This is a genomic window from Mucilaginibacter sp. UYNi724 (assembly GCF_054057495.1).
The window spans coordinates 1-19,499 of the sequence record NZ_JBSRZI010000004.1; the positions used below are offsets into that span (position 1 = coordinate 1).

Consider the following 19,499-nt stretch of genomic DNA (forward strand, 5'->3'; position numbering starts at 1 on the left):
ACAACAAAAAAGCTCAAACATCTTTGGTGAATGTTTGAGCTTTTTTATCAATGTTTGTGTAATCAAAAACAGTCAACCTATTTCAGGACTACTCAAATACCTAATGCAACTCTTCTATTTCAAACTCCTTGTTCAATCATAAAAAAGGGTTCCTGCTCCTTGTTGCAAAAGTGTTGGTGTAGCTGATGAATGTTTGATAAACATAAAATCAACCTATGAAAACATCAAAAATTATATTAGCAGTATTGGCTATTGTGGTCTTCATAATCTCCTTTACATCCTGCAAAAAAGATAATGTAACGCCTGGGACAATGAAAGCTTGTTAATTGGATTTCGGAATATGACTAAGGTGGGGCTGAATTACAACAACGATGGGCAGGTACAAGAAGCTGAGGTATTCCCTGTTCCAAGCAACAAGGGCGCTTTTTTCAATTTTTAAAAGATGGAACCGGAAACTATAATGACAGCAAATAACGGTGAATCAGCATTGCTACACATTAAAAAGTTTACCACAGTTGATCTTTCTTTTGAAGTAATACAAAAATAATAAAGGCCCTGCACTTTAGTAGACTCTTCAGGCTCAAACAGCCGCTGATTATTATGTCGGTTACTTATCAACAAGCATAAATTAAAAAGGACTTAACCGGGCTTTTACTAGTCAGAGCCGTTTAAGTCCTTTTCAACAATGGCGCGTCCCGATAAAAATGCAATAAATAAAAAAGCCACAAGTAACAATATATTACCTGTTATGTAACCGAAGCCATAGTTTGTTATTCTTTTAAAAGTGCTTTCGATATCAAGCCCCAAAACATTGATAACAATACTAATTATAAAGATAATGCTTAAGATAAAAACGAAATATCGCATAAAAATGAAGGCAGTACCTTAGCCCTGCCATTAAAATTACTTTGTTACAGTTGTTGTAGTTGGTGAATAAAGACCAAACGTGATGGCGTTTAATAGTCCATTTACAAAACTGTGCTGAATGGTAACCGTGTAGTCTTGTGCTCCGCCTGCCAAAGTATTCGGATCAGACACACCAACTGGCGCTAAGCCAAACAAGACGTAATGATTCCATTTGGAAACCTTAACATTTGATTGAGCACCTTTTCCTACTTTAAAAGTGTTAACATAGCACGATGAGAAACTCAAGCAAATAAAAGCAAGGAATAAGATAGTTTTGGAAAAATGTTTCATGTAATGAGGTTTTAAATTAGAATGTGAAGATAGTAAAATCCATCAAACCTTCAGATTATTATAAAGAAATTAGGAAGGCCCAGGACCGTAACTGATATAAAGGTATTTACAATTAAAGTTAAACCCATTATGTTACCGGATTAGCAATTCAGGATTTTAGCTACTTTTATAGAAGAATAAAAGTGACTTTAAACAAAATATTAGTAGTTACAACTATCAATCGTATATTTGCAGCCCGTCAAAACATCAGTATTGACTTGGTAGCTCAGCTGGTAGAGCAACTGACTCTTAATCAGTGGGTCGAGGGTTCGAACCCCTCCCAGGTCACCTTTGACCGCAAATCAGTTTTAACGACTGTTTTGCGGTCTTTTTTTGTTCAAAAATAACCTTTATGCTATCAAAAACGCAGATTGCTTCATATATCAAGAGCGTTCGATATTGCTCTCCGCAAAAGTTGTTTTTTGGGGTAACATCGAAGCCCGTCATTATGCAACTGCTTTGGAAGCGATTACAGTTAAGCCCATTGCCGAAGTCTTAAGGAAAAAACTTGGTGTCCCTGTTAGCTAAGTGAACTTAATGACGGTTACATACCAAGTTTTTCGCGGTGTAAGCCATTTAACATTACTTATAGTACAGATTTGATATTTATATATTTTAATCGGAATACAGCTCATGTATAATAACTTTTTTTTTAAGATGTTTATACCCTATTGAATCATATATAAATATAATAGCTTTGAGAATCACTTTGCTAAAGTGTACCAATAACCATAATTAAAAAACTATCTATCAGCTCATGGAATCAAACAATACCGCAAAAGGTTTAAAAGCAGAAGTCCTGACAGCCTTAAGTAAATCTGAAAATTATTTAGTTAATTTAGGTGTTTTCGATACAAACCCAAACATTATCAATAGAGAAGGGCAGGTAACTTACCTGAATTTAACCACTAACCCACTGCCGCCAAATTTGGTAGAAACTCAGCGTAAGGTAAATGTATTACTTGAAGGTTTGGTTGGAGTTGTTGTGGCGGCCGTTATTAAAGTAGCCGGTAACGATGAAGAAAAGGCGGTAGATGCCGCTACATGGAATTACGTAATGGAACGGGTAATTCCATCCTTTTTCAACTTTTATAATAACTCTAAGGAATATTACGACAAAGATGTTATCGGTAGAGAGGTGGCATCAAACTTTATTAATTTTATAACCAGTAACGTGGTTGCGAGCGGCCCTGAATTGTCAGGTTTCGAACGTTTTCTTAGATCCCAGGGAGAATCGATCAAAATACAGGCTGGTAAGGATGGACCGGGTTATAAATACGCCGTGGTATCAATTGTACATGAAATAATTGAAAAGGGTCAGGACTTTGTTTATACACCTAAGATTAGACTATACTTCACTTCCTTTACGAGGGATAATTATAAAATCTGTTCTTCCTGCCAGTCTTTTGACCGTGTCATAATGAAGTTTGAGATGAATGCGATCACTGCTGAGTTTAAGATCAATGACTGGATAAACGACAAAGAATTTCGCAGTACTATGGAAAACTTTGTTAATAAATATACCAAAGCGGATATCAGTGAATCAGAAAACTATTTTAATGGCGTATTTACCTCACAACTTTAATTTAATGCTTAGAAGTGCTTTTTAATTCTTCTTTATTCAGTTTAGGATTTATAACAAGACACTATAACCATCGGGATTTACAAGCTGGCTTACACGTCGCAACACAGCTTAAAATACCCAATCGGTTTATGTAGTGTAAGGTTATAATTTTACTGAGATTGATGCTATTTTTTTCAAATCTTCTATAAAAGAGTTTGAAAACTGCGGTCGGTAGGTCACCAACTAATTACAAAACGGCCTTTAAGATGTTTAAAGGCCGTTTTTGTTTCACAAAAGTATTTTTATAAAACAATGAGGTAATATCTAATATGATGCTTCAAACATGTGCAAAATCATATCGGTTACTTGTTGTTATGTTTTATCAAAGTGAAAAATTCTTTTGAAATACAAAAACGTACCTTTTGATAAAACACATCCAACCTTTAAGGAGGAATTTCTGGAGGATTTTGACGAATTAAAAAAAGCTGATATAAAAAACCCGGATATCGATAAGATCATCCAGTTTTTGAATGGTAAAGCAACAAACTAATTCAGGCTGCAATTTATAGACGTTTTTACCTTAAAAGCTAATGTAAGCCAATATTTACCCCCACAGGTAGGTAAAACCAGGTGTTTCACCGTTAAGGTAATTAAATGTTATTCGCTTACCTTCCATTTCCCCCATACTGGTAATCATTTTTGGGTTGGTAAGGCTGCACTGGTAATCGGTTAATACTTCACCGCCATAGGTTTCAATGCGGGTATGCAAAAAAATCGATTTGAAACTATCTACCTCGTCCGGAATACTAAAGGTGACCGGTTTTGGCGTTGCGTAATGCGCTTTGCTTATTGTGTACACTTCACCAAGCGCCATACGGCGCGGTGAAATTTTCGTTGTTTTACTTCTTTGTTCTTCGTTCATGTCCAACAAATTTGCGCTCACGGTAATTTTAGCAGGTACAAACAGTGCCTTGGGTAATAATTGAGGTATAAGGTTTTGCATAACCGCTACCTGTGGCTCTTTCATTAGCGCATTTAGCATAGTTTCTGATACAGCCAGGTGAACTGTTGTGCCATCAGGTATATTATAAGTTGTGGCATCGGCACACACATATTCTTTTACATATTCACTTAAATTTAGCCCATCATACATCCTGTTTACCGCATTTAGCGATGCCCCGTTAATGTCAAGAAAAGTAAAGGCTATTTCGGTATGATTGAACAATGCGACCAATGGCGTAAGCAGTGTTGCATAAGGGCCGCAGCCCGCATATAAAATATGAATGGTTTCTGAAGGAAAATCGGCCTTTATCTTACAAACCGCCTTGTATATTCCCCTAATAAAAACTGCCGTTCGCTGAAACTCAAGCAGGCAATGGGCAGCCTTAATAGTAGATACTGCTTTACCGGATGGCAGCATAATATCATCGTCTGTAATATCCCCGGCAGCAACTCCTGATTGTTCGGCATACACCGTGTGTAACTCGTGAATTACTTTATAAATGCCGCCTAAATTATCCGGCTCATCTATGATCGTCCGGGTAGCTCTTTCGAGCAGGCCAATAAAATTAGTACTTACTTCTGTATCCATCGTTTAATTTATTAGCTAAAACGCTGATGGTAAATATAACATTGATAGCTAACATATTCATTTGTAATACAGAAACATAAAAGCCACTAAATGGAAGTTCCGCGGCATTTGAATTGTACGCTTTTGGCGCCGCCTCTCGATCTCATTTTTTAAAATACCGGGGGTTCAGATCCATCGACTACATTACTTAATTTCACACCAATTAATATTAATATAAACCTTATATCTTATGTACACAAGCTATTATTACAGAAAACACATTAACTATTAAAACATAAAATTTACAAAAAAGGAAACAAAACTCAAGGTATTGGCGTTTTGACATTGATGATTACGAATACCCAGCCCACCAGGATCTATGTTATTGATGATGAACCCCTGGACAATATGATAATTAAAATGTTGATTAAAAGAGTAGATGGAGAGATTAATGTTGATACAATTAATAACGGAGCCGGAGCAATTGAAAAACTAATTAAGGTAGCCGACACTAATGTTAATGAGTTACCCGACTATATCTTTTTAGACTTAAATATGCCTGAAATGAATGGGTGGGAGTTTTTAAGAGAATATGAGCGTTTAAAATTATTAAAGAAGATTCAAATTTACATTCTTTCCTCTTCTATATACAGAGAGGATATGGACAAATCTAAGTGTGAACCCTTAGTTGAAGATTTTATAAATAAACCACTCAACTTAGAACATCTCAGGAACATTTTAAAAGCTGCTTAGAGCCAACTCGCTGACTGATCATATCCGGATACACACTATGAAAAAAAAAATACTTATAATAGAGGATGACAATGACATACTTGAAATCACTACAACGGTATTAAATATCGCCAACTTTGAGGTGAGCGGTTCTAACGGAACCGATGACATAATAGCGTTAGTAAAAACTCATCAACCAGACTTGGTTTTAACCGACTACATGCTGCCGGGTTTAACAGGCGGGCAAATATGTAAAATAATAAAAAACCATAAAGACACCGCCGGCATACCGGTAATATTGATGTCGGCTTACCAAAAGCAGGCTATTGCAGTTGGTAATTTCGACTATGATGCCTACATAAAAAAGCCTTTCAATATTGATTATTTAGTGAGCGTTATTAACAAATTCATAGCAAAGTAAGGTGCTATGACACCCATTTTATAGGTATAAAAGCAAGAAGCCCCGTATCTTTCGATGTGGGGCTTCTTGTTTTGGAGTTTAAGGTTACTGAAACAACTCCGGGTAAAGTTTACCATCGGTTGCTGGCAGGGTTACGCCTGTTAGTTTACCTATAAATGGTGCAATATCCACCATGTTCATTACCGGGATAACGGTTCCTTTTTTAAGGCCGGGGCCAAATGCCACAAAGCCCGTTTGGATCTGTTTATGGTCCGGGTAAAAGCCGTGGGTGCCTTTCACCTTGTTAAACTTTTGTGTAAGGGTTTCGGTACCGTTACCTATAGTGGTGCCATTTAAACCGCTAATTGCAAGCTGCACATTAGGGTCGGCACCAACTTTATCAAGGCCTGCCTTGTTTATTACCTGATAGTATTGTTTAACAGAATCTGGTTGTTGCGCCATAAGGGCGGTCACTTTGTTTAAGGTAGCCTTATCATTTTTATCTTTTAATTGCAAAAATGACGAACCACCCGATGAGTGGAACTGCGCTTTCCAATTACCCGTTTTAACATTGGTAATTAAACCCGCTTGTTTCAACAAAACATTAGGGTTAAAGCTACGGTAGATATTCTCGAAACCATGGTCGCCCAGTACAATAATCAATGTACTATCGGCAATTTTAGCCCGATTTACGGCTTCAACCAATGTTTTAATGGCCCTATCCGCCCCTGCTACAGAAGCTTTCACCATATAGTGATCGCGTCCGTTTTCGTGTTCATAATGGTCAGTACAGGCTAAGTGCAAATCGGTGAAATTTGGCTTGTACTTTTTAATGATGTAACCGGTAATACGGGCAACGTTCTCATCTTGTATCAGTTCATCGTTGTACGCGTTAAGGTCGCTTGCTTCCAACAAACCGGTTGCATTATCCTGCACCTCTTTCCATAAAGTTGCAGGTTGGGTTGCAGCAGCCGTATATTCCCTTGCATCGCTCATGTTTTTATAGTTCCAATACTAGGGGATCCTGTAATCTATAGGCGCGTTTACGGTAACCGGCCAACGAACGCATGCCGTTGTTTTACCTGCTTTGTGCATGGCATCCCAAAGGGTTGGCGATTTTATCAAACTATAATCCCAATACCATTTGCCTGTTGCACCTTCGGCCTCGAACGGTGTGTTGTAATAGATACCGTGCTTTGCAGGGGTTACTCCGGTTATCATAGTAGTATGATCCGGGTACGTTACCGACGGGAATACAGGGTTTAACCCCTGTGCTGCAACGCCGTTTTTCATTAACTCCCTTACCGTAGGCATAGCATATTTAACGCTATCCAGGTAAAACTCGGGCCTGAAGCCATCTATCGTTACCAGTATCACATATTTTGCCTGTGGGGCTTGTGCTATTGCACTTTGTTTTAAGCCTAATAACGCGACAAGTACTATAAGGGCACCGTATATATTTCTTTTCATAATGTTGTAATTAAAAGCCGTAACGCAAACCTAACTGGAACTGGTAAGGGTTACCACTTAAGTTTGATACACCTGCGTTGGTATTAACCGAGTACACATACTGTTGCTTGGTGGCATCAAAGCTTTTAATGTTGTAAATTGATGTTGCACCAAGGTTGTGGTTTACACCCCAGTTTTTGTTAAGCAAATTGCTTACGTTAAACAGATCGACCGATACCTCGATAAATTGCTTTTTAGCGATGGCTATTTTTTTGATCAACCTCAAATCAACTACACCATAAAAGGGTTGACACCACCGTTGCGCTCGGCAACTTTACCAAAGCTGTTACGGATGTATTCTTTCATCCCTCTTTCAACCTTAGGGTTGTTCAATACCGCGTTGATACCATCTTTAAGGTATTGTGGGGTAGCAGCAGCGTTAGGGTCGTATACGTAGGCAAGATCGTTACTTGCAACAAAATCCCCGTTTACGTTTCCGTTAACAAATAACGAGTAACGGGTACCGCTTAAGCCCGAGAACCTAACACCCGCGCTAAAACCGTAGAACGTTGGCGAGCTACCGTAAGCTACAATTTTGCTCCTGAACTGGTTATCAGAATAGTTCATTCCACCCAGGTTGCGTGGATCATCTTTTACGTATTGTACCAGCGTAGCGGTGTTTGCTACGTTACCGTTGTATGATGTATTGTCTTTAGTTTGGTTCCAGGTGTACGATACCGAAATTTCGCCTTGTTTGTAGTACTTATAATCGGCATCAAAAACAAATGCCATTTGGTTTACTTTACCAACGCTTTGCAATTCTAACACACGGCCAACTTCAGTAGTTTTTCTGCCTTGTGTCCAGTCAACCGTACCATTATCTGCCTTAATAGAACTTGCGGGAACATATACTCCTCTGTTATCTTCGGCTGCAAGGCGGAAGAATGGCTGATCTACCATGTTTTTATCAAGGTAAGTGTAGTTGTTGCGGCCCAGGCTTAAATATCCGCTTGCGGTAACCCTAAAGTTTTGCGCGAAGAAGTGTGAGTAAGATATGTTTGCCTTGAAGACAACCGGTACTTTAGCATCTTTACCATTCATGTTAATGGTTGCCAGTTTTGCTATAGCGGGGTTGTTAAGCAAATCTAAACCCGGTGCAGTTGAAGGGTCGGCCCGGTAACCGGGGAAGTTTGGCTTAGGTATCAAGGCTGCATTTGTAATATCAACACCTATAATGTGCGACCCATCAAACAACATGTTGTTGATCATAGAGTACGGGTTTAGTGCCGAACCTAAGATACCACCTCCCAAACGGATGATGTCTTTTCCATTTTGGCCTACATCCCATGTTGCCTGTACCCTTGGCTGCACCTGGAAGGTTGCCAGTTTGTTAGAGGTATTTAAACCAAGCGTATTATAAACCGTTTCGTTAAAGTTTGCCTGGTCAAGGTAAGTAGTGTAATCGGCACGGATACCTGCTGTTAAATCAAACCCGGGGAATAAGGTTGTTTGTACCTGCGCATATAAGTTTGGCGCAAGTATGTTAAATTTTATATTCCTGTCGGTAGATGTATAGATATCCCTCGCATAACGATATGGGGTTAAATTGTCAAAATTGGTTAAACCACCGCTAAAGTAATAACGGCCGTTTATTTCGCTACCGTAAATTGAGTTTTGGTTGGTGAACGTTAAGCCGCCGCCAAAGGTAAAGTTGTATTTCCCTTTTGTCCAGTAAACGTTATCGGTTAATTGGGCAACGTTGTTATTAAAATAATCGCCGCCGTAACGCTGGCCGCCTAATTGTATGGCGGTAGAATAGGTAGAACCATCAGCTGCTACCGAAGGAATGTTTTGAATAATAGCACGTGGGATGTTATCCTCTGGTAACTGGCTGTTTGCAAACAGCTTATTATATTCCCAGTAATGTTGAACTTTTAACTCGTTAGTTAAATTGGGACTCAGGATACTACGTAACGATGCCATTACGCTATTGTTCATGCTTTTACGGGTACTGTAAACCTCGTAAATATTGATAGCGGTGTTATCCCCGTCTGATTGATTGTCCAGATCGTAAATAAAGTTATTACGGATGGTGAACAGGTTCTTAGGGTTTATCTGCCAGTCTATACGGATAAAGCCGGCGTGTGTATTCTTAAATTTATCAAACTGGCCAAACTGTGGCGAGTTTGCCACACCATATTTATTCCTGGCGATGGTTAAAAAATTATCTAATGTATTTTGAGTTACGTTAAAACGCTTCTCGTCATCTGCCGATTGGATGTTGGCGATGTATAACGGCCTTGAATCGGCTTGGTGATCCCAGGCGATAAAAAACTGCGCTTTATCTTTAACAATAGGGCCGCCTAACGAGAAACCGTACTGATAGGTAGAAAAGGCCTGGTTACGTTTCAAACCATTTAGGCCGTACGGGCTGGAAAGCCAGTTGGCACGCGCGTATGTAAAGGCACTACCTGAAAGTACGTTTGTACCCGATTTGGTTACCGTACTGATTGTACCACCACCTGCATTACCATAGGTAACATCGTACTGGTTGGTAACCACTTGGAACTCCCTTACCGCTTCTAACGAGATAGAATAAGCACCCGTTGGCTGGCCGCCGGATATGGTGCCCCTTGCCGCCATACCATCAATGGTATAGTTGGTTGCTGATGCTAACTGGCCGCTTAAACTGCTGCCCGCGCTAAGTGGCGAAAGATCTGCCAGCGACGTAAAGTTACGTCCGTTTACCGGTAACTTTGCAATATCTTTAGCGGTAACCGCTGTTGCAGAGCCAATGTTCTCGATTTTGTTACGGGTTGATGGCGCTTTGATCTCAACCGCGTTAAGTTCCTGCACTTTTTGTTCCATCACAAACGAAACCTGCAAAAGGTCGCCCTAGTTTAGGGAATACCCCGTTTGCTTTTGAGTAGCAAGGCCCATTGCCTCGACTGTAATACTGTAAGGCGAACCTAATGGCAGCTCTTTCAGTAAAAATGTACCTTTTGAGTTAGATGATGCTTTTATAGTAAAGCCGGTAGATTCGTTTTTTACAGTAATAGTCGCGTTTGGCAGCAATGCTCCGCTTACGTCTGCAACTTTACCGGATATGCCGGCTAAGTTAGTTTGCGCCATACCTGCTGTTACAAACAGCAAACTGAACAGACATACGAGCCATAATTTTTTGAGGAATTGTTTTTTCATGCTTAATAGTTTGTGAGTTTTAATTAAGCGCAAAAGTGTATGAGTGACATTAACGGCGGGTTTGCTGCATGTTAACCTTACATGGTGATCAGTTTAATAAAAGATTAAGGCCTTAACAAGCGTCCTGAACATTGATAACAAAACCTTTTTATTGCTGCAATAAATTATTGAAAGTTTAGTTTAAGCACCTACAAACCTTAAACATGAAAAAAGCAATTTTATTAGTATCTCTTATGGCAGCAACTTACACGCTGTCGGCACAATCAGTTAAATTTGGAATTAGGGGCGGTTTAAATTTAGCCACAGTAGACAGGGGCTCCATTCCCGAAGGAAATGAAACCAACAATTTGGCGGCATTTAACGGCGGGCTATTTGCAAACATAGGGCTCGGCAACTGGGCTGTGGAACCAGGTCTATTCTACTCGTTGAAAGGTTTTAAAGCTAATTATGAAACGACAAGAAACATTAACGGCGGCTCTACTGAAAACGTTTCTTTTGGTGGGACTATCAAATACAATTATTTAGAATTGCCTGTTAATATACTGTATAATGTAAAACTTGCCCCCGGTAAGGTTTTTTTCGGCGGCGGGCCATACGCGGGTTATCTTATGTCGGCAAATGCTAAAAGCACATCTACCGTTGGGGGTGTAAAACAGCCGGATCAAACCTTTAATTATACCATAGGCAACAATGTTGATGATCTTAAACGGATGGATTATGGAGTTAACATATTGGCAGGTTTTGCCTTTAACAACGGCTTTCAGCTAAGTGCCGGATACGGATATGGATTGACCAATATCGCACCCGGACAAAACGATAATAAAATCAAGAACCGTGTTTTTAATGTATCTGTAGGATATTCACTTTAACCGAACCCAAGATCAAAACAAAAGCCTTTCAGTAGTATGCTGAAAGGCTTTTTTATCGTAGTCGATTTACTTTACAACAACAAACCCTTTAGATCTGCAGGTGAATAGTTGATAGACTTCAGCGTTTTATTATCCGCCGTGCGGAACACTAAAAATTTCGATTCCTCTTCTTTGTAATGCGCTTTGCTGCCATCCTTTTTCAGGTAGTGCGCAATGGTTTGGTTTGCTTCTTCTATGGTGTTACAGGCTTTGCTCATATTAGAGCGGTGCACCTCGTCGAAAAGGGCCTTAAATTTATCGCCAAGGCCAAACTCTAAAATGGCGCCTGCCAGTACGTATTGTATATCGCAAAGGGCATCGGCAATTTCAACCAGGTTATTATCGGCAATGGCTTCCTGCAACTCTTTCACCTCTTCGGCCAAAAGGGCAACGCGCAGGTCGCAACGGGCTTGTGAGGGTATGGTTGGCTCATCAAGCACCGGGTGTTTAAACGTTTTATGAAATTCTGCAACCTGGTTTAACGGAGATGCTTCCTGCATGGTATTGTAGCTTTATGAGTTATAATAATGGAGCCAAAGCTACTAAATTTTGGTGCTTTTTATAAGGGAATTGTTAACCCAGCCAATGGCCACACTACCATTTTTAAAAACTGCGCGTGGAACAGCAATGGCATAGGCACCACAAGCCAAAAGAAAACCCAAATGCGGGCGATCACCTTATTTTGGAGGAGCGTTATTTTCTTGAGCGTGAAGAATTTTTCGACCAATACCAATAAACCTTGTAACACAAAGTAAAGCGTGGGCAAACCGTACCCGCTATTGACAGGAACGCTCAAAGCCAATTCATGCAGCAAACCGGAAAAAATAAAGGCGATCATTGACGCTACCGCACCCCCTACTTTGCTTTTCATCGGGCGAAAGATGGTAATCGAGGTCATCTCGCTAAAAGCGATGTTCCAGCGTTTACTCCACAGTTCGGTTAGGATAAGGGCCTTTGCGGGCTGCCTGAAAAGGTAATAGGTATTTACGCCAGAGAAGCGCCACATACCCGCGCTGATACCCAATAAACCGAAATGCAATACCAGGCTAAAACCTACTAATAGCAGGGTGCTTACTAATATATAAATGATACCTGGGTTGATGTGTTGGGCTACTATAAAATGTGCCAACCCGATTAGCATCGCCCCAAATAATACACGGCTAATACCGAAGCGGACCATTGGCCAAGCATTGGGCAAAGCGGGTGCACCGAGGGTTTCAAAAGGCTCGGCGCGCATGCCTACCCAACCAATGGCATAGGTTATCCATTGCTTAAAACTAAGGGTTACCGGTTTGTTCTTATAACCTTCGGTAACGGCAATAACCTTCATGCAGCTAAAGGTGGTGGCAATAATTGCCAGCATGCGCAGTATAGGTTGTTCGTATAAAAACAAAAGATGTATGGTAAGGATACTTACAACAAGCATCAGCCAACCGGCCCAAACCATCTTATATTTTAAGAACAAGTAACCAACCAATATTACAACAAGGTTAATAAACCCGAAACAAACAAGATGAATGATAACCGCGGTGTTCATATCTGCTGAAAGTTAAGATAAAAAGCAAAACTGTAAACTACACTTAATGTGATAAATAGCGTAACCAAAACCGCTTCGGCAACTTTGTGCCAAGGCCCGTTTGGGAGGTCGACCTTGTCAAAGTAAAAGAATTGCACCAAAACCCGGGAGATCCAATACACGGCGATAAAGCCCGTAACGCATACCGCTAATACAGAATGGTTCAACAGATCCTGGTAAGCAAATAATGATAGTAAACCAAAGCATAGATTGGTGACCAGGATATAAGCCGCGTAGGTCCAAAACATTTGTTTAAGGAGTGGCCGAACTGTAACAAGCCCGGCTTTGAACATTAACACTTTAGGGATGGCGAGGCTACCAAGCACCAATACAATTTGCGCAAGGCCCGCAAGGCGTAATAAAATTTTAATATTAAGATCATTTGTTTCCATCTGCCCTATTGTTTGGTGAGACAAATATAAAACAAATTCATAAACTTTCAATAATTACTGAAAATATAATTTAATAATTCTATATCAAACACCCTCCCCTGATGTTAAGTTTATCTACAACACACCCACTATCAGTATAAAAACGTATTTTTACAGTAGTTTACACAACGTTCATTCAAACTTCCCGGCGCATGGATATCAATCATAATAAAGACCTCGGTACAAAACAAAAAGCGCTTGCCATTAACCTCGACCCTGCCATTTACGGTTCTTTTGCCGAAATAGGTGCCGGGCAGGATGTTGCCGCTAACTTTTTTAAGGCCGGCGCCTCATCGGGTACCATCGCCAAAACCATGTCTGCTTATGATATGACCTTCTCTGATGCCATTTATGGCACCCAGCAGGTAAAACGTTACGTAACCGAGCAAAGGCTGTTATCCATGCTCGAAAAAGAGTATGACCTGCTGATAGAACGCCTTGCCGAACAACGCGGCCACGCCACTACCTTCTTCGCCTTTTCTGACACTTTTTCGGCACTTAATTACTTTAAAACCAACGACGGTCACGGTTGGATGGGCGTTCGTTTCCAGTTAGAGCCCAACGGTAAATACCAGGATGTACTGCTGCATGTAAAACTGTTAGATAACAATAATAACCTGCAGCAGCAAGCTGTAGGTGTACTGGGTGTTAACCTCATCTATGCTTGTTTTAACTATTATAAACAACCCCTTAGCTTTTTGCTCTCGCTGATGGATGATCTGTCGAAAGACCGCATCCAGATAGATATGATCCACTTTGAAGGGCCGGCGTTTACCAAGGTAGATAACCGGTTGATGAGCCTTTACCTGGTAAAATATGGCTTTTCTGATGCCGCCTTGTTTGGCCCTAATGGCAAAAACAGGCAACCAAGCGAGGTGCTTTATAAGAAGCATATCGTGGTGGTTCGCGGGCGGTTCAGGCCGGTAATTAACGTACACATCGATATGTTAAAGACCGGGGTTGAGCAATTTTTGGATGAACCCGATGTTGACAAGGATAATGTTGTGGTGATAACCGAGCTTACCCTGCAATCGCTAAAAGAACGTGACGCAGATGAGAACGCCGACATAGACGAAAAAGATTTTCTTGACCGGGTAGATATCCTTTGCTCGCTTGGCCAAAACGTACTGATCTCTAACTTTCATGAGTATTATAAACTCGTGGCCTACCTGTCTAAGATCACCAAGCTTAAAATGGGTGTGGTTTTGGGTTACCCTAACTTAGAGTATATTTTCACCGAAGAACATTACCGGAACCTGCCGGGCGGTATTTTAGAATCCTTCGCTACGTTGTTTAGCCGTAAAGTTAAAGTGTTTATATACCCTACCCTGCGCGATGGCCAGATCTGGAACAGCGAGAAATTTACCCTGCCCCCGCATTTGATAGACCTTTACCAATACCTGATAGCCAACAACAAAATAGAAGACATTAAAGATTACAACAAAGGCAACCTTAACTTGCAAACCGACAAGGTTTTACAACTGATAAAGGAAGGTGCTGATGGCTGGGAACAATTTGTACCTGCAGAGGTAGCCGCCATTATTAAGGACAGGTGCCTTTTTGGTTATGCCTGCGAGGTTAAAAGCGATAATGCCGCAACACCACAAGCCGAATTATAGTTCATAAAAAAGCCCGGATGTTTCTCAACAACCAGGCAATTCTCAATCTAACTAACTAACAAATTTATTGCGCTGTAAATTTAAAGCTGTGGATGACAACCTCGAAGGGTTTATCATCTGTTGGCGCTTGCCCTTTAAATAACCAAAGGTTTAACAATACCGGCATATTAACGCTACTTACAGATACCGACGGGCTCTTGAACTCTTTACTCAAAAACAAATTATCCCTCGGCTCATCATTAAGATGCCCATACAATGTCTTGAACGTAACGCTGTTTGCCGTACGGATAAATCTGTGGGTGGTATAAGTACCGTTTGGCGATGCAAATTCTGTACTATAGCTGGTATGCCTTGGCGGGTCGCCTGCTTTTGGGTAAACGGTGTAGTTTAAGTTTGGATAAGCGGAGTTACCCCAACGTGCAAACTCGATATCTATCTCGTCGCGCGCATCGGTACCCGAGTAATCGAACAAGCCGAGTACCAAATTTTTATCAAACTTATCTACGTCAGCATCTATCTGCCATTGGTAAGTACCCATACCAAAGCTTTCTATACTGGCCACTTCAGCACACTCCCAGCGGCCATTTGTGGCGTTTTTGCTTACTTTTAAGTGTAACCAGCCGCTGCCATCAACCCAAACATTAGCGCCGCTCCAATAATTAGGGCCGGGGCCCGTGGCTTCGGTTGGTTCTTTAACATTCCAGGTGTAGCCACTCCATTTAATGGTTTTTCCCTGTGCGTTTAAATTATTGTACGTGGCGGTTACCAATAACGCAAACACTAAAAAGTATATCTTTTTCATGGTCATTATTGTTTTAAGCCGGTAAATAAAGCCAGCATTAACGAGTTTGCATCCTGCGTATCGTAATCGCCCGCCCAAACGTAACCGCCTTTAAATCCTCCGGTTTTAATATAACCTGCCTTTGCAGTAACCAATGGTACACCGCTGTAGTACACACCTTTTCCGGATTTGTCGGTGTACTCTTTACCGGCCGCGGTTGGGTCGGCAGTTAAAATGTCTTTATAAGTCATGTAATCGTATGATCCCCAGCTTTCGTTATTACCCGCACCATTAAGCGCGTTGTAACGCAAACCAAATGCAGGCACGCCCAAAACCAATTTACTTGCTGGGAGGTGGAAGTTTGTCCATTTATCAGCACCCTCTTGCATAAAGGCAAGGCTTGACGATTGACCTACAGGCGCATCCGGGCCTATGTGGATATTATCTTCAAACGTGTGCACGTTAACCCAGGTCGCGGCAGAAAGATCCGGGTATTCCCAATGCTGATAGTTGGTTGTTACCGTAACGGTTACGATAGCTGTTGCCGGTAAAGCCGCTTTAAGTTGGGTAAGGAACGGACCGATAGCGTGGATGTTGTCCGGCGCGTTTCCCGAGTTAATATCCGTCATCATGATATCCACACCATCCATTTGTTTGGCGGCTACATAGGCTGTAACGAGGCCTACCAGTTTGGTGCGTTTAGCAGCATCGCGGATGGCGGTACCAAAATCATTGGTCTCATAAATAGCCCAGCCGTCGATACCAGATAACCGGCCGCTGATACCCATAATAACCGGCACGCCGGCAATGTGGGCACGGGCAACTATTTCTCTTGCTTTTTGTCCTGTTTCGCCCGGTGAGGTGTCAAGGTCACCTTCGGGAGATACCAAACCAATTTTGTAGGCAATGTGGGTAACATTGCTAAAATTAACATTGGCGGCTGTGGCATCCTGTGTTAGGTAGGTCATAGCCACCTTTGTGTACGGCTTAAAGGTATAAGTTGATGGGTTAACCAATACCTTAGTGCTCCTCACACTCGAGTCGCCGTTGTAGGATACTTTTAGTTTGATGGTAAATTCGCCGCCCTTTGTAGGCGCAAAAGCAAATTTCTTATCTTTCGATACCTCTACCCCATCAACCATCCAGCTTACATTGGCTTTACCTGCAGGGGTAATTTCAATCCCGTTAAATTTGGCAGAGTCACCTTCATTGATGATCTGCGCTCCCGAAAATTCCCTCAGGATATCAAAGATCCTTGGTTGAAGCGGGTTAGCATCCTCCTGTTCTTTGGCAATGTCTTTTTTACAGCCCGTGCTTAATGCAACCAGCATCACCAGCAGGAATGATAATTTTTGATAGACCTTTTTCATTTTTTTATGATTTAATATGCTGTATATCTTATTTTTTTGCTGCCTTTACTTCGGCATCAATAGTGTTTAGTAATGAGTTTGTACCGGCATCGTCCTGTAATAGTTGCCACACCATAACACCGCCTGCTTTTTGCAACGCGAGGGTAGTTTTACTTTTGATGGTAGGCAGGCCGTTGTAGTAAATAGTACCACCCGCAGGTACAGTTACCTCGTCCTTATTTTCCGATCCGGGATATTTTTTGATAATGTCTGAGAAAGCCATATCCTCGGGTACGCCGCTGCCAAAACCATAACCGTAAAATGGCAGGCCAAGGCTTAGCTTTTCTTTAGCAATGCCGCGGGTACCGCCCCAATAAGCCAAATCATCAACCGCCATAGCATACGGCGAATGCTGGCCGGGTTTCTCCGGTTTCCATGGCCCCGTTTTATCGTACGACATGATGTTGATAAAATCGAACTGCGCCAGCGCTTTGTTGGTATACTGCGTTGCATAAACAGTCGCGATAGCCGTTGTAAGTAACTTGCCTTTAGGCTTTAATAGTGCCTTTAACTCCACCACAAAGGTTTCGTAATTGGCATCTACAAAGTGCCCTTCGAGGTCAACATCAATACCATCCAGATTGTACTGGTCGGTTAATGATGCCAAACTGCCCACCAACTTAGCGCGGCTTCCTTTATCAGCTATCAGCGTGGAATAATACTCCGGCGCAAGGCCGCCACCTATCGATGCCAAAACTTTTACGTTTTTAGCATGCGCTGCTGTAACCAGCTCCTTTAACCCGCTAAGCGTACTGAAAGCGCCTTTATCATCGGGGTTTATAAATGCAATATTCAGGTGGGTTATCTTGCTAAAATCAAACTGGATAGCCCTGCCATCAACCACATTATATTCCCGCAGGTAACCCACCACCCTAAAAGAGGCAGTTGCTACCGGTGTTTTATCGCCGCCCGGCTTTGTTTCAGACTTTGCGCTTTTTTTACAGCTGCACATAAAGGCAACCAAGAAAATAACGCACCAAATATTCCTTCTCATCATCGTCATCCTTCTATATATTATAATTTATCCCACCAAACACGTGCGGTCCAGTCATCAAGTCCGCCGGTTAATTTGGCAATTGCTTTATTGATATTTGCAGCGTTCTGCTCGGTTTCGGTAAGTGGGTATTCAAACCTGCGTGGCGTAGTTGTCGTTGTCGATTCGCCTGTTATTGCAGGTGTAAGTACCGGGAAACCTGTACGGCGCCAGTTAGAGTAAGCTTCTGGGCCATTTAACAGTAAAGCTATCCAAAGTTGTGTATCAATCGCTTTTAGCTCGCTACCCGGTGCAAGTGGGTTATCAGTTCTAAAGCTTTGGATCTGGGTATCGGTAATAACCGGTCCACCTTTAAACAGGGCTAATTGTTTCATAGCTGCAGCCACACCGTTCTGGTAATGCGTTTTAGCGTCGCCACCTAAATTGATCCCCCAGCGTTGTGCTGCTTCTGCCAATAAAAGTTCGGTTTCGGCATAAGTGATGTGGAAGTAAGGTGCGTCATTGGTGATCATCCAATTGGCAAGTTGTACTTTTTGGCCATTGTTTGGCACTTGCACTGTACGGCCCCCACCAAGATCAACATTCACAGCACCCAAAAAATCATCATAGTTGTATTTGCCCGGGCCAACACCTATAATACCAACACCTGCTGCCCTTAAAGCGTCGCTCACATCAAGCCTTTCTGATGGTTTATCAGGATTAACCCAGTAGTTTCGTGCAATTGGTGCTAAGCGTGGGTCATTGGCATCACTCATCGCTTTCAATAAAGTTGAGCAAATACGTGGCCTGCCTTCGTCAGGATATTGGTTGATAGCGACCGAGATACCGTTACCACGAATATCCGCATAGCTGTTTTGCACATCGGCATGGTGAGTTATGCAATTATCATCCGCGCTTGTAAATATACCGGCAGCGTATGCAGCCTGTAATTCGGTTTTCGCTTTTTCCGGGTCTACCTTACTTAACCTCATGGCTAAACGCAGGTGTAACGAGTTTGCGAACTTTTTCCAGGCGGCTATATTGCCCTGGTAATAAATATCGGCGGCTACGTTATCTATCGATGCATCCAGTTGTGCCGATGCTTCGGTCAACTCTTTAAAAAAGTCATTATAAATATCCTGCTGGGCATCAAACTCGGGGCGGATAATACCTGAAAGGTATGCCCGGCCGGCCTGTTTGTATGGGATATCGCCGTACATATCGGTCATCCTTGCAAAAATGTAAACCTTCATGATGCGGCACATGGCGTTCAAGTTGGTTTTAAGCGGGTCTTTCGCAGAACGCTCGGTAGCATCAACAATGTTTAGCACATCGTTAGGGTAACCAAGCTCCCAAAGTTCGGACATATACTGCCTGTTCTTTACGTACTCGAAACCGTAACGGGTGTAGTAAGCGCCACCTATTTGCTGCACTAAAGGCATACTCATGATAATGCTGGTACGCTCGTTAATGGTCAGCTCGCCAGAGAAGCGCAGTTGTGTCAACACTAACTGGTTAACCGGGTCAAGGTTGCTAGACTTGGTTGGGTCGGTATTTAGGGTGCCAAAATCTTCGAACTTTTTGCAGGATACCGACAGCGTGGTAATTGCTAAAAGCACAATGGCTATTTTGTTTATATATCTTTTCATA

20 protein-coding genes and 1 tRNA gene are annotated in these 19,499 nt (G+C 41.8%); 7 read left to right on the top strand and 14 right to left on the bottom strand.

Translation table 11 applies throughout. From position 1 onward, the window contains the following. Nucleotides 1-903: 903 nt before the first annotated feature. Entirely contained in the window at nt 904-1,197 is a 294-nt protein-coding gene (locus ACVW0P_RS07395; RefSeq protein ID WP_354430918.1) for a Bor family protein, read from the bottom strand. 254 nt (nt 1,198-1,451) lie between these two features. Here ACVW0P_RS07395 and ACVW0P_RS07400 point away from each other — a divergent pair. From ACVW0P_RS07400 to ACVW0P_RS07410, 3 genes are all read left to right on the top strand, one after another. Further along, a tRNA-Lys gene (locus ACVW0P_RS07400) sits at nt 1,452-1,524 on the top strand. A gap of 469 nt (nt 1,525-1,993) precedes the next feature. Beyond that, entirely contained in the window at nt 1,994-2,821 is an 828-nt protein-coding gene (locus ACVW0P_RS07405; RefSeq protein ID WP_457131506.1) for a hypothetical protein, read from the top strand. A 379-nt stretch (nt 2,822-3,200) separates the two neighbouring features. Further along, entirely contained in the window at nt 3,201-3,350 is a 150-nt protein-coding gene (locus ACVW0P_RS07410; protein ID WP_457131507.1) for a hypothetical protein, read from the top strand. A gap of 54 nt (nt 3,351-3,404) precedes the next feature. Here ACVW0P_RS07410 and ACVW0P_RS07415 read toward each other — a convergent pair whose 3' ends face one another. Further along, nucleotides 3,405-4,391, bottom strand: coding sequence for a hypothetical protein (locus ACVW0P_RS07415; RefSeq protein ID WP_457131508.1), 987 nt, complete (start codon nt 4,389-4,391; stop codon nt 3,405-3,407). A gap of 327 nt (nt 4,392-4,718) precedes the next feature. Between ACVW0P_RS07415 and ACVW0P_RS07420 the strand changes: the two genes are divergently transcribed. Continuing rightward, the gene (locus ACVW0P_RS07420) at nt 4,719-5,123 is read left to right on the top strand and encodes a response regulator (RefSeq protein ID WP_457131509.1); all 405 of its coding nucleotides are present in this window, start codon (nt 4,719-4,721) and stop codon (nt 5,121-5,123) included. 37 nt (nt 5,124-5,160) lie between these two features. Then, nucleotides 5,161-5,523 (top strand): response regulator, encoded by a 363-nt coding sequence (locus ACVW0P_RS07425; protein ID WP_354430937.1) that lies wholly within the window; start codon nt 5,161-5,163, stop codon nt 5,521-5,523. An 84-nt stretch (nt 5,524-5,607) separates the two neighbouring features. On the opposite strand, the gene ACVW0P_RS07430 is transcribed toward ACVW0P_RS07425, so the two are convergent. The 5 genes from ACVW0P_RS07430 to ACVW0P_RS07450 are packed head-to-tail and all read right to left on the bottom strand — an operon-like array spanning nt 5,608 to nt 10,152. Next, on the bottom strand, nt 5,608-6,498 hold the full coding sequence (locus tag ACVW0P_RS07430) for an alkaline phosphatase family protein (protein WP_457131510.1): 891 nt from the start codon (nt 6,496-6,498) through the stop codon (nt 5,608-5,610). Nucleotides 6,499-6,516: 18 nt separating this feature from the next. Beyond that, nucleotides 6,517-6,972 carry an alkaline phosphatase family protein gene (locus ACVW0P_RS07435; RefSeq protein WP_457131511.1) on the bottom strand — a complete coding sequence of 152 codons (456 nt, stop codon included), beginning with the start codon at nt 6,970-6,972 and terminating at the stop codon, nt 6,517-6,519. 10 nt (nt 6,973-6,982) lie between these two features. Next, entirely contained in the window at nt 6,983-7,237 is a 255-nt protein-coding gene (locus ACVW0P_RS07440; RefSeq protein WP_457131512.1) for a hypothetical protein, read from the bottom strand. A 5-nt stretch (nt 7,238-7,242) separates the two neighbouring features. Further along, nucleotides 7,243-9,837 carry an outer membrane beta-barrel protein gene (locus ACVW0P_RS07445; protein ID WP_457131513.1) on the bottom strand — a complete coding sequence of 865 codons (2,595 nt, stop codon included), beginning with the start codon at nt 9,835-9,837 and terminating at the stop codon, nt 7,243-7,245. 9 nt (nt 9,838-9,846) lie between these two features. Beyond that, nucleotides 9,847-10,152 carry a carboxypeptidase-like regulatory domain-containing protein gene (locus ACVW0P_RS07450; RefSeq protein WP_457131514.1) on the bottom strand — a complete coding sequence of 102 codons (306 nt, stop codon included), beginning with the start codon at nt 10,150-10,152 and terminating at the stop codon, nt 9,847-9,849. A 203-nt stretch (nt 10,153-10,355) separates the two neighbouring features. On the opposite strand from ACVW0P_RS07450, the gene ACVW0P_RS07455 reads away from it, so the two are divergent. Continuing rightward, nucleotides 10,356-11,021 (top strand): porin family protein, encoded by a 666-nt coding sequence (locus tag ACVW0P_RS07455; protein ID WP_457131515.1) that lies wholly within the window; start codon nt 10,356-10,358, stop codon nt 11,019-11,021. Nucleotides 11,022-11,092: 71 nt separating this feature from the next. On the opposite strand, the gene ACVW0P_RS07460 is transcribed toward ACVW0P_RS07455, so the two are convergent. The 3 genes from ACVW0P_RS07460 to ACVW0P_RS07470 are packed head-to-tail and all read right to left on the bottom strand — an operon-like array spanning nt 11,093 to nt 13,028. Beyond that, nucleotides 11,093-11,560: a pyrophosphohydrolase domain-containing protein gene (locus tag ACVW0P_RS07460; protein WP_457131516.1), complete on the bottom strand. Its 468-nt coding sequence runs from the start codon at nt 11,558-11,560 to the stop codon at nt 11,093-11,095. Between the two features lie 59 nt (nt 11,561-11,619). After that, nucleotides 11,620-12,597: an MBOAT family protein gene (locus ACVW0P_RS07465; RefSeq protein ID WP_457131517.1), complete on the bottom strand. Its 978-nt coding sequence runs from the start codon at nt 12,595-12,597 to the stop codon at nt 11,620-11,622. Then, the gene (locus tag ACVW0P_RS07470; RefSeq protein ID WP_457131518.1) at nt 12,594-13,028 is read right to left on the bottom strand and encodes a hypothetical protein; all 435 of its coding nucleotides are present in this window, start codon (nt 13,026-13,028) and stop codon (nt 12,594-12,596) included. Before ACVW0P_RS07470 ends, ACVW0P_RS07465 begins: the two co-directional genes overlap by 4 nt. Nucleotides 13,029-13,219: 191 nt before the next feature. On the opposite strand from ACVW0P_RS07470, the gene ACVW0P_RS07475 reads away from it, so the two are divergent. After that, the gene (locus tag ACVW0P_RS07475) at nt 13,220-14,686 is read left to right on the top strand and encodes a TonB-dependent receptor (protein ID WP_457131519.1); all 1,467 of its coding nucleotides are present in this window, start codon (nt 13,220-13,222) and stop codon (nt 14,684-14,686) included. A gap of 64 nt (nt 14,687-14,750) precedes the next feature. Here the strand turns inward: ACVW0P_RS07475 and ACVW0P_RS07480 are convergent, their stop codons facing one another. The 4 genes from ACVW0P_RS07480 to ACVW0P_RS07495 are packed head-to-tail and all read right to left on the bottom strand — an operon-like array spanning nt 14,751 to nt 19,498. Further along, complete coding sequence (locus ACVW0P_RS07480; protein ID WP_457131520.1) at nt 14,751-15,488, bottom strand: glycoside hydrolase family 16 protein; 738 nt, start codon at nt 15,486-15,488, stop codon at nt 14,751-14,753. Between the two features lie 5 nt (nt 15,489-15,493). After that, on the bottom strand, nt 15,494-16,837 hold the full coding sequence (locus tag ACVW0P_RS07485) for a glycoside hydrolase family 18 protein (protein ID WP_457131521.1): 1,344 nt from the start codon (nt 16,835-16,837) through the stop codon (nt 15,494-15,496). Nucleotides 16,838-16,865: 28 nt separating this feature from the next. Beyond that, a complete protein-coding gene (locus tag ACVW0P_RS07490; RefSeq protein ID WP_457131522.1) occupies nt 16,866-17,873 on the bottom strand; it encodes a glycosyl hydrolase family 18 protein in 1,008 nt (335 codons plus the stop codon). A 17-nt stretch (nt 17,874-17,890) separates the two neighbouring features. Continuing rightward, nucleotides 17,891-19,498 (bottom strand): SusD/RagB family nutrient-binding outer membrane lipoprotein, encoded by a 1,608-nt coding sequence (locus ACVW0P_RS07495; protein WP_457131523.1) that lies wholly within the window; start codon nt 19,496-19,498, stop codon nt 17,891-17,893. Between the last annotated feature and the right edge of the window lies 1 nt (nt 19,499).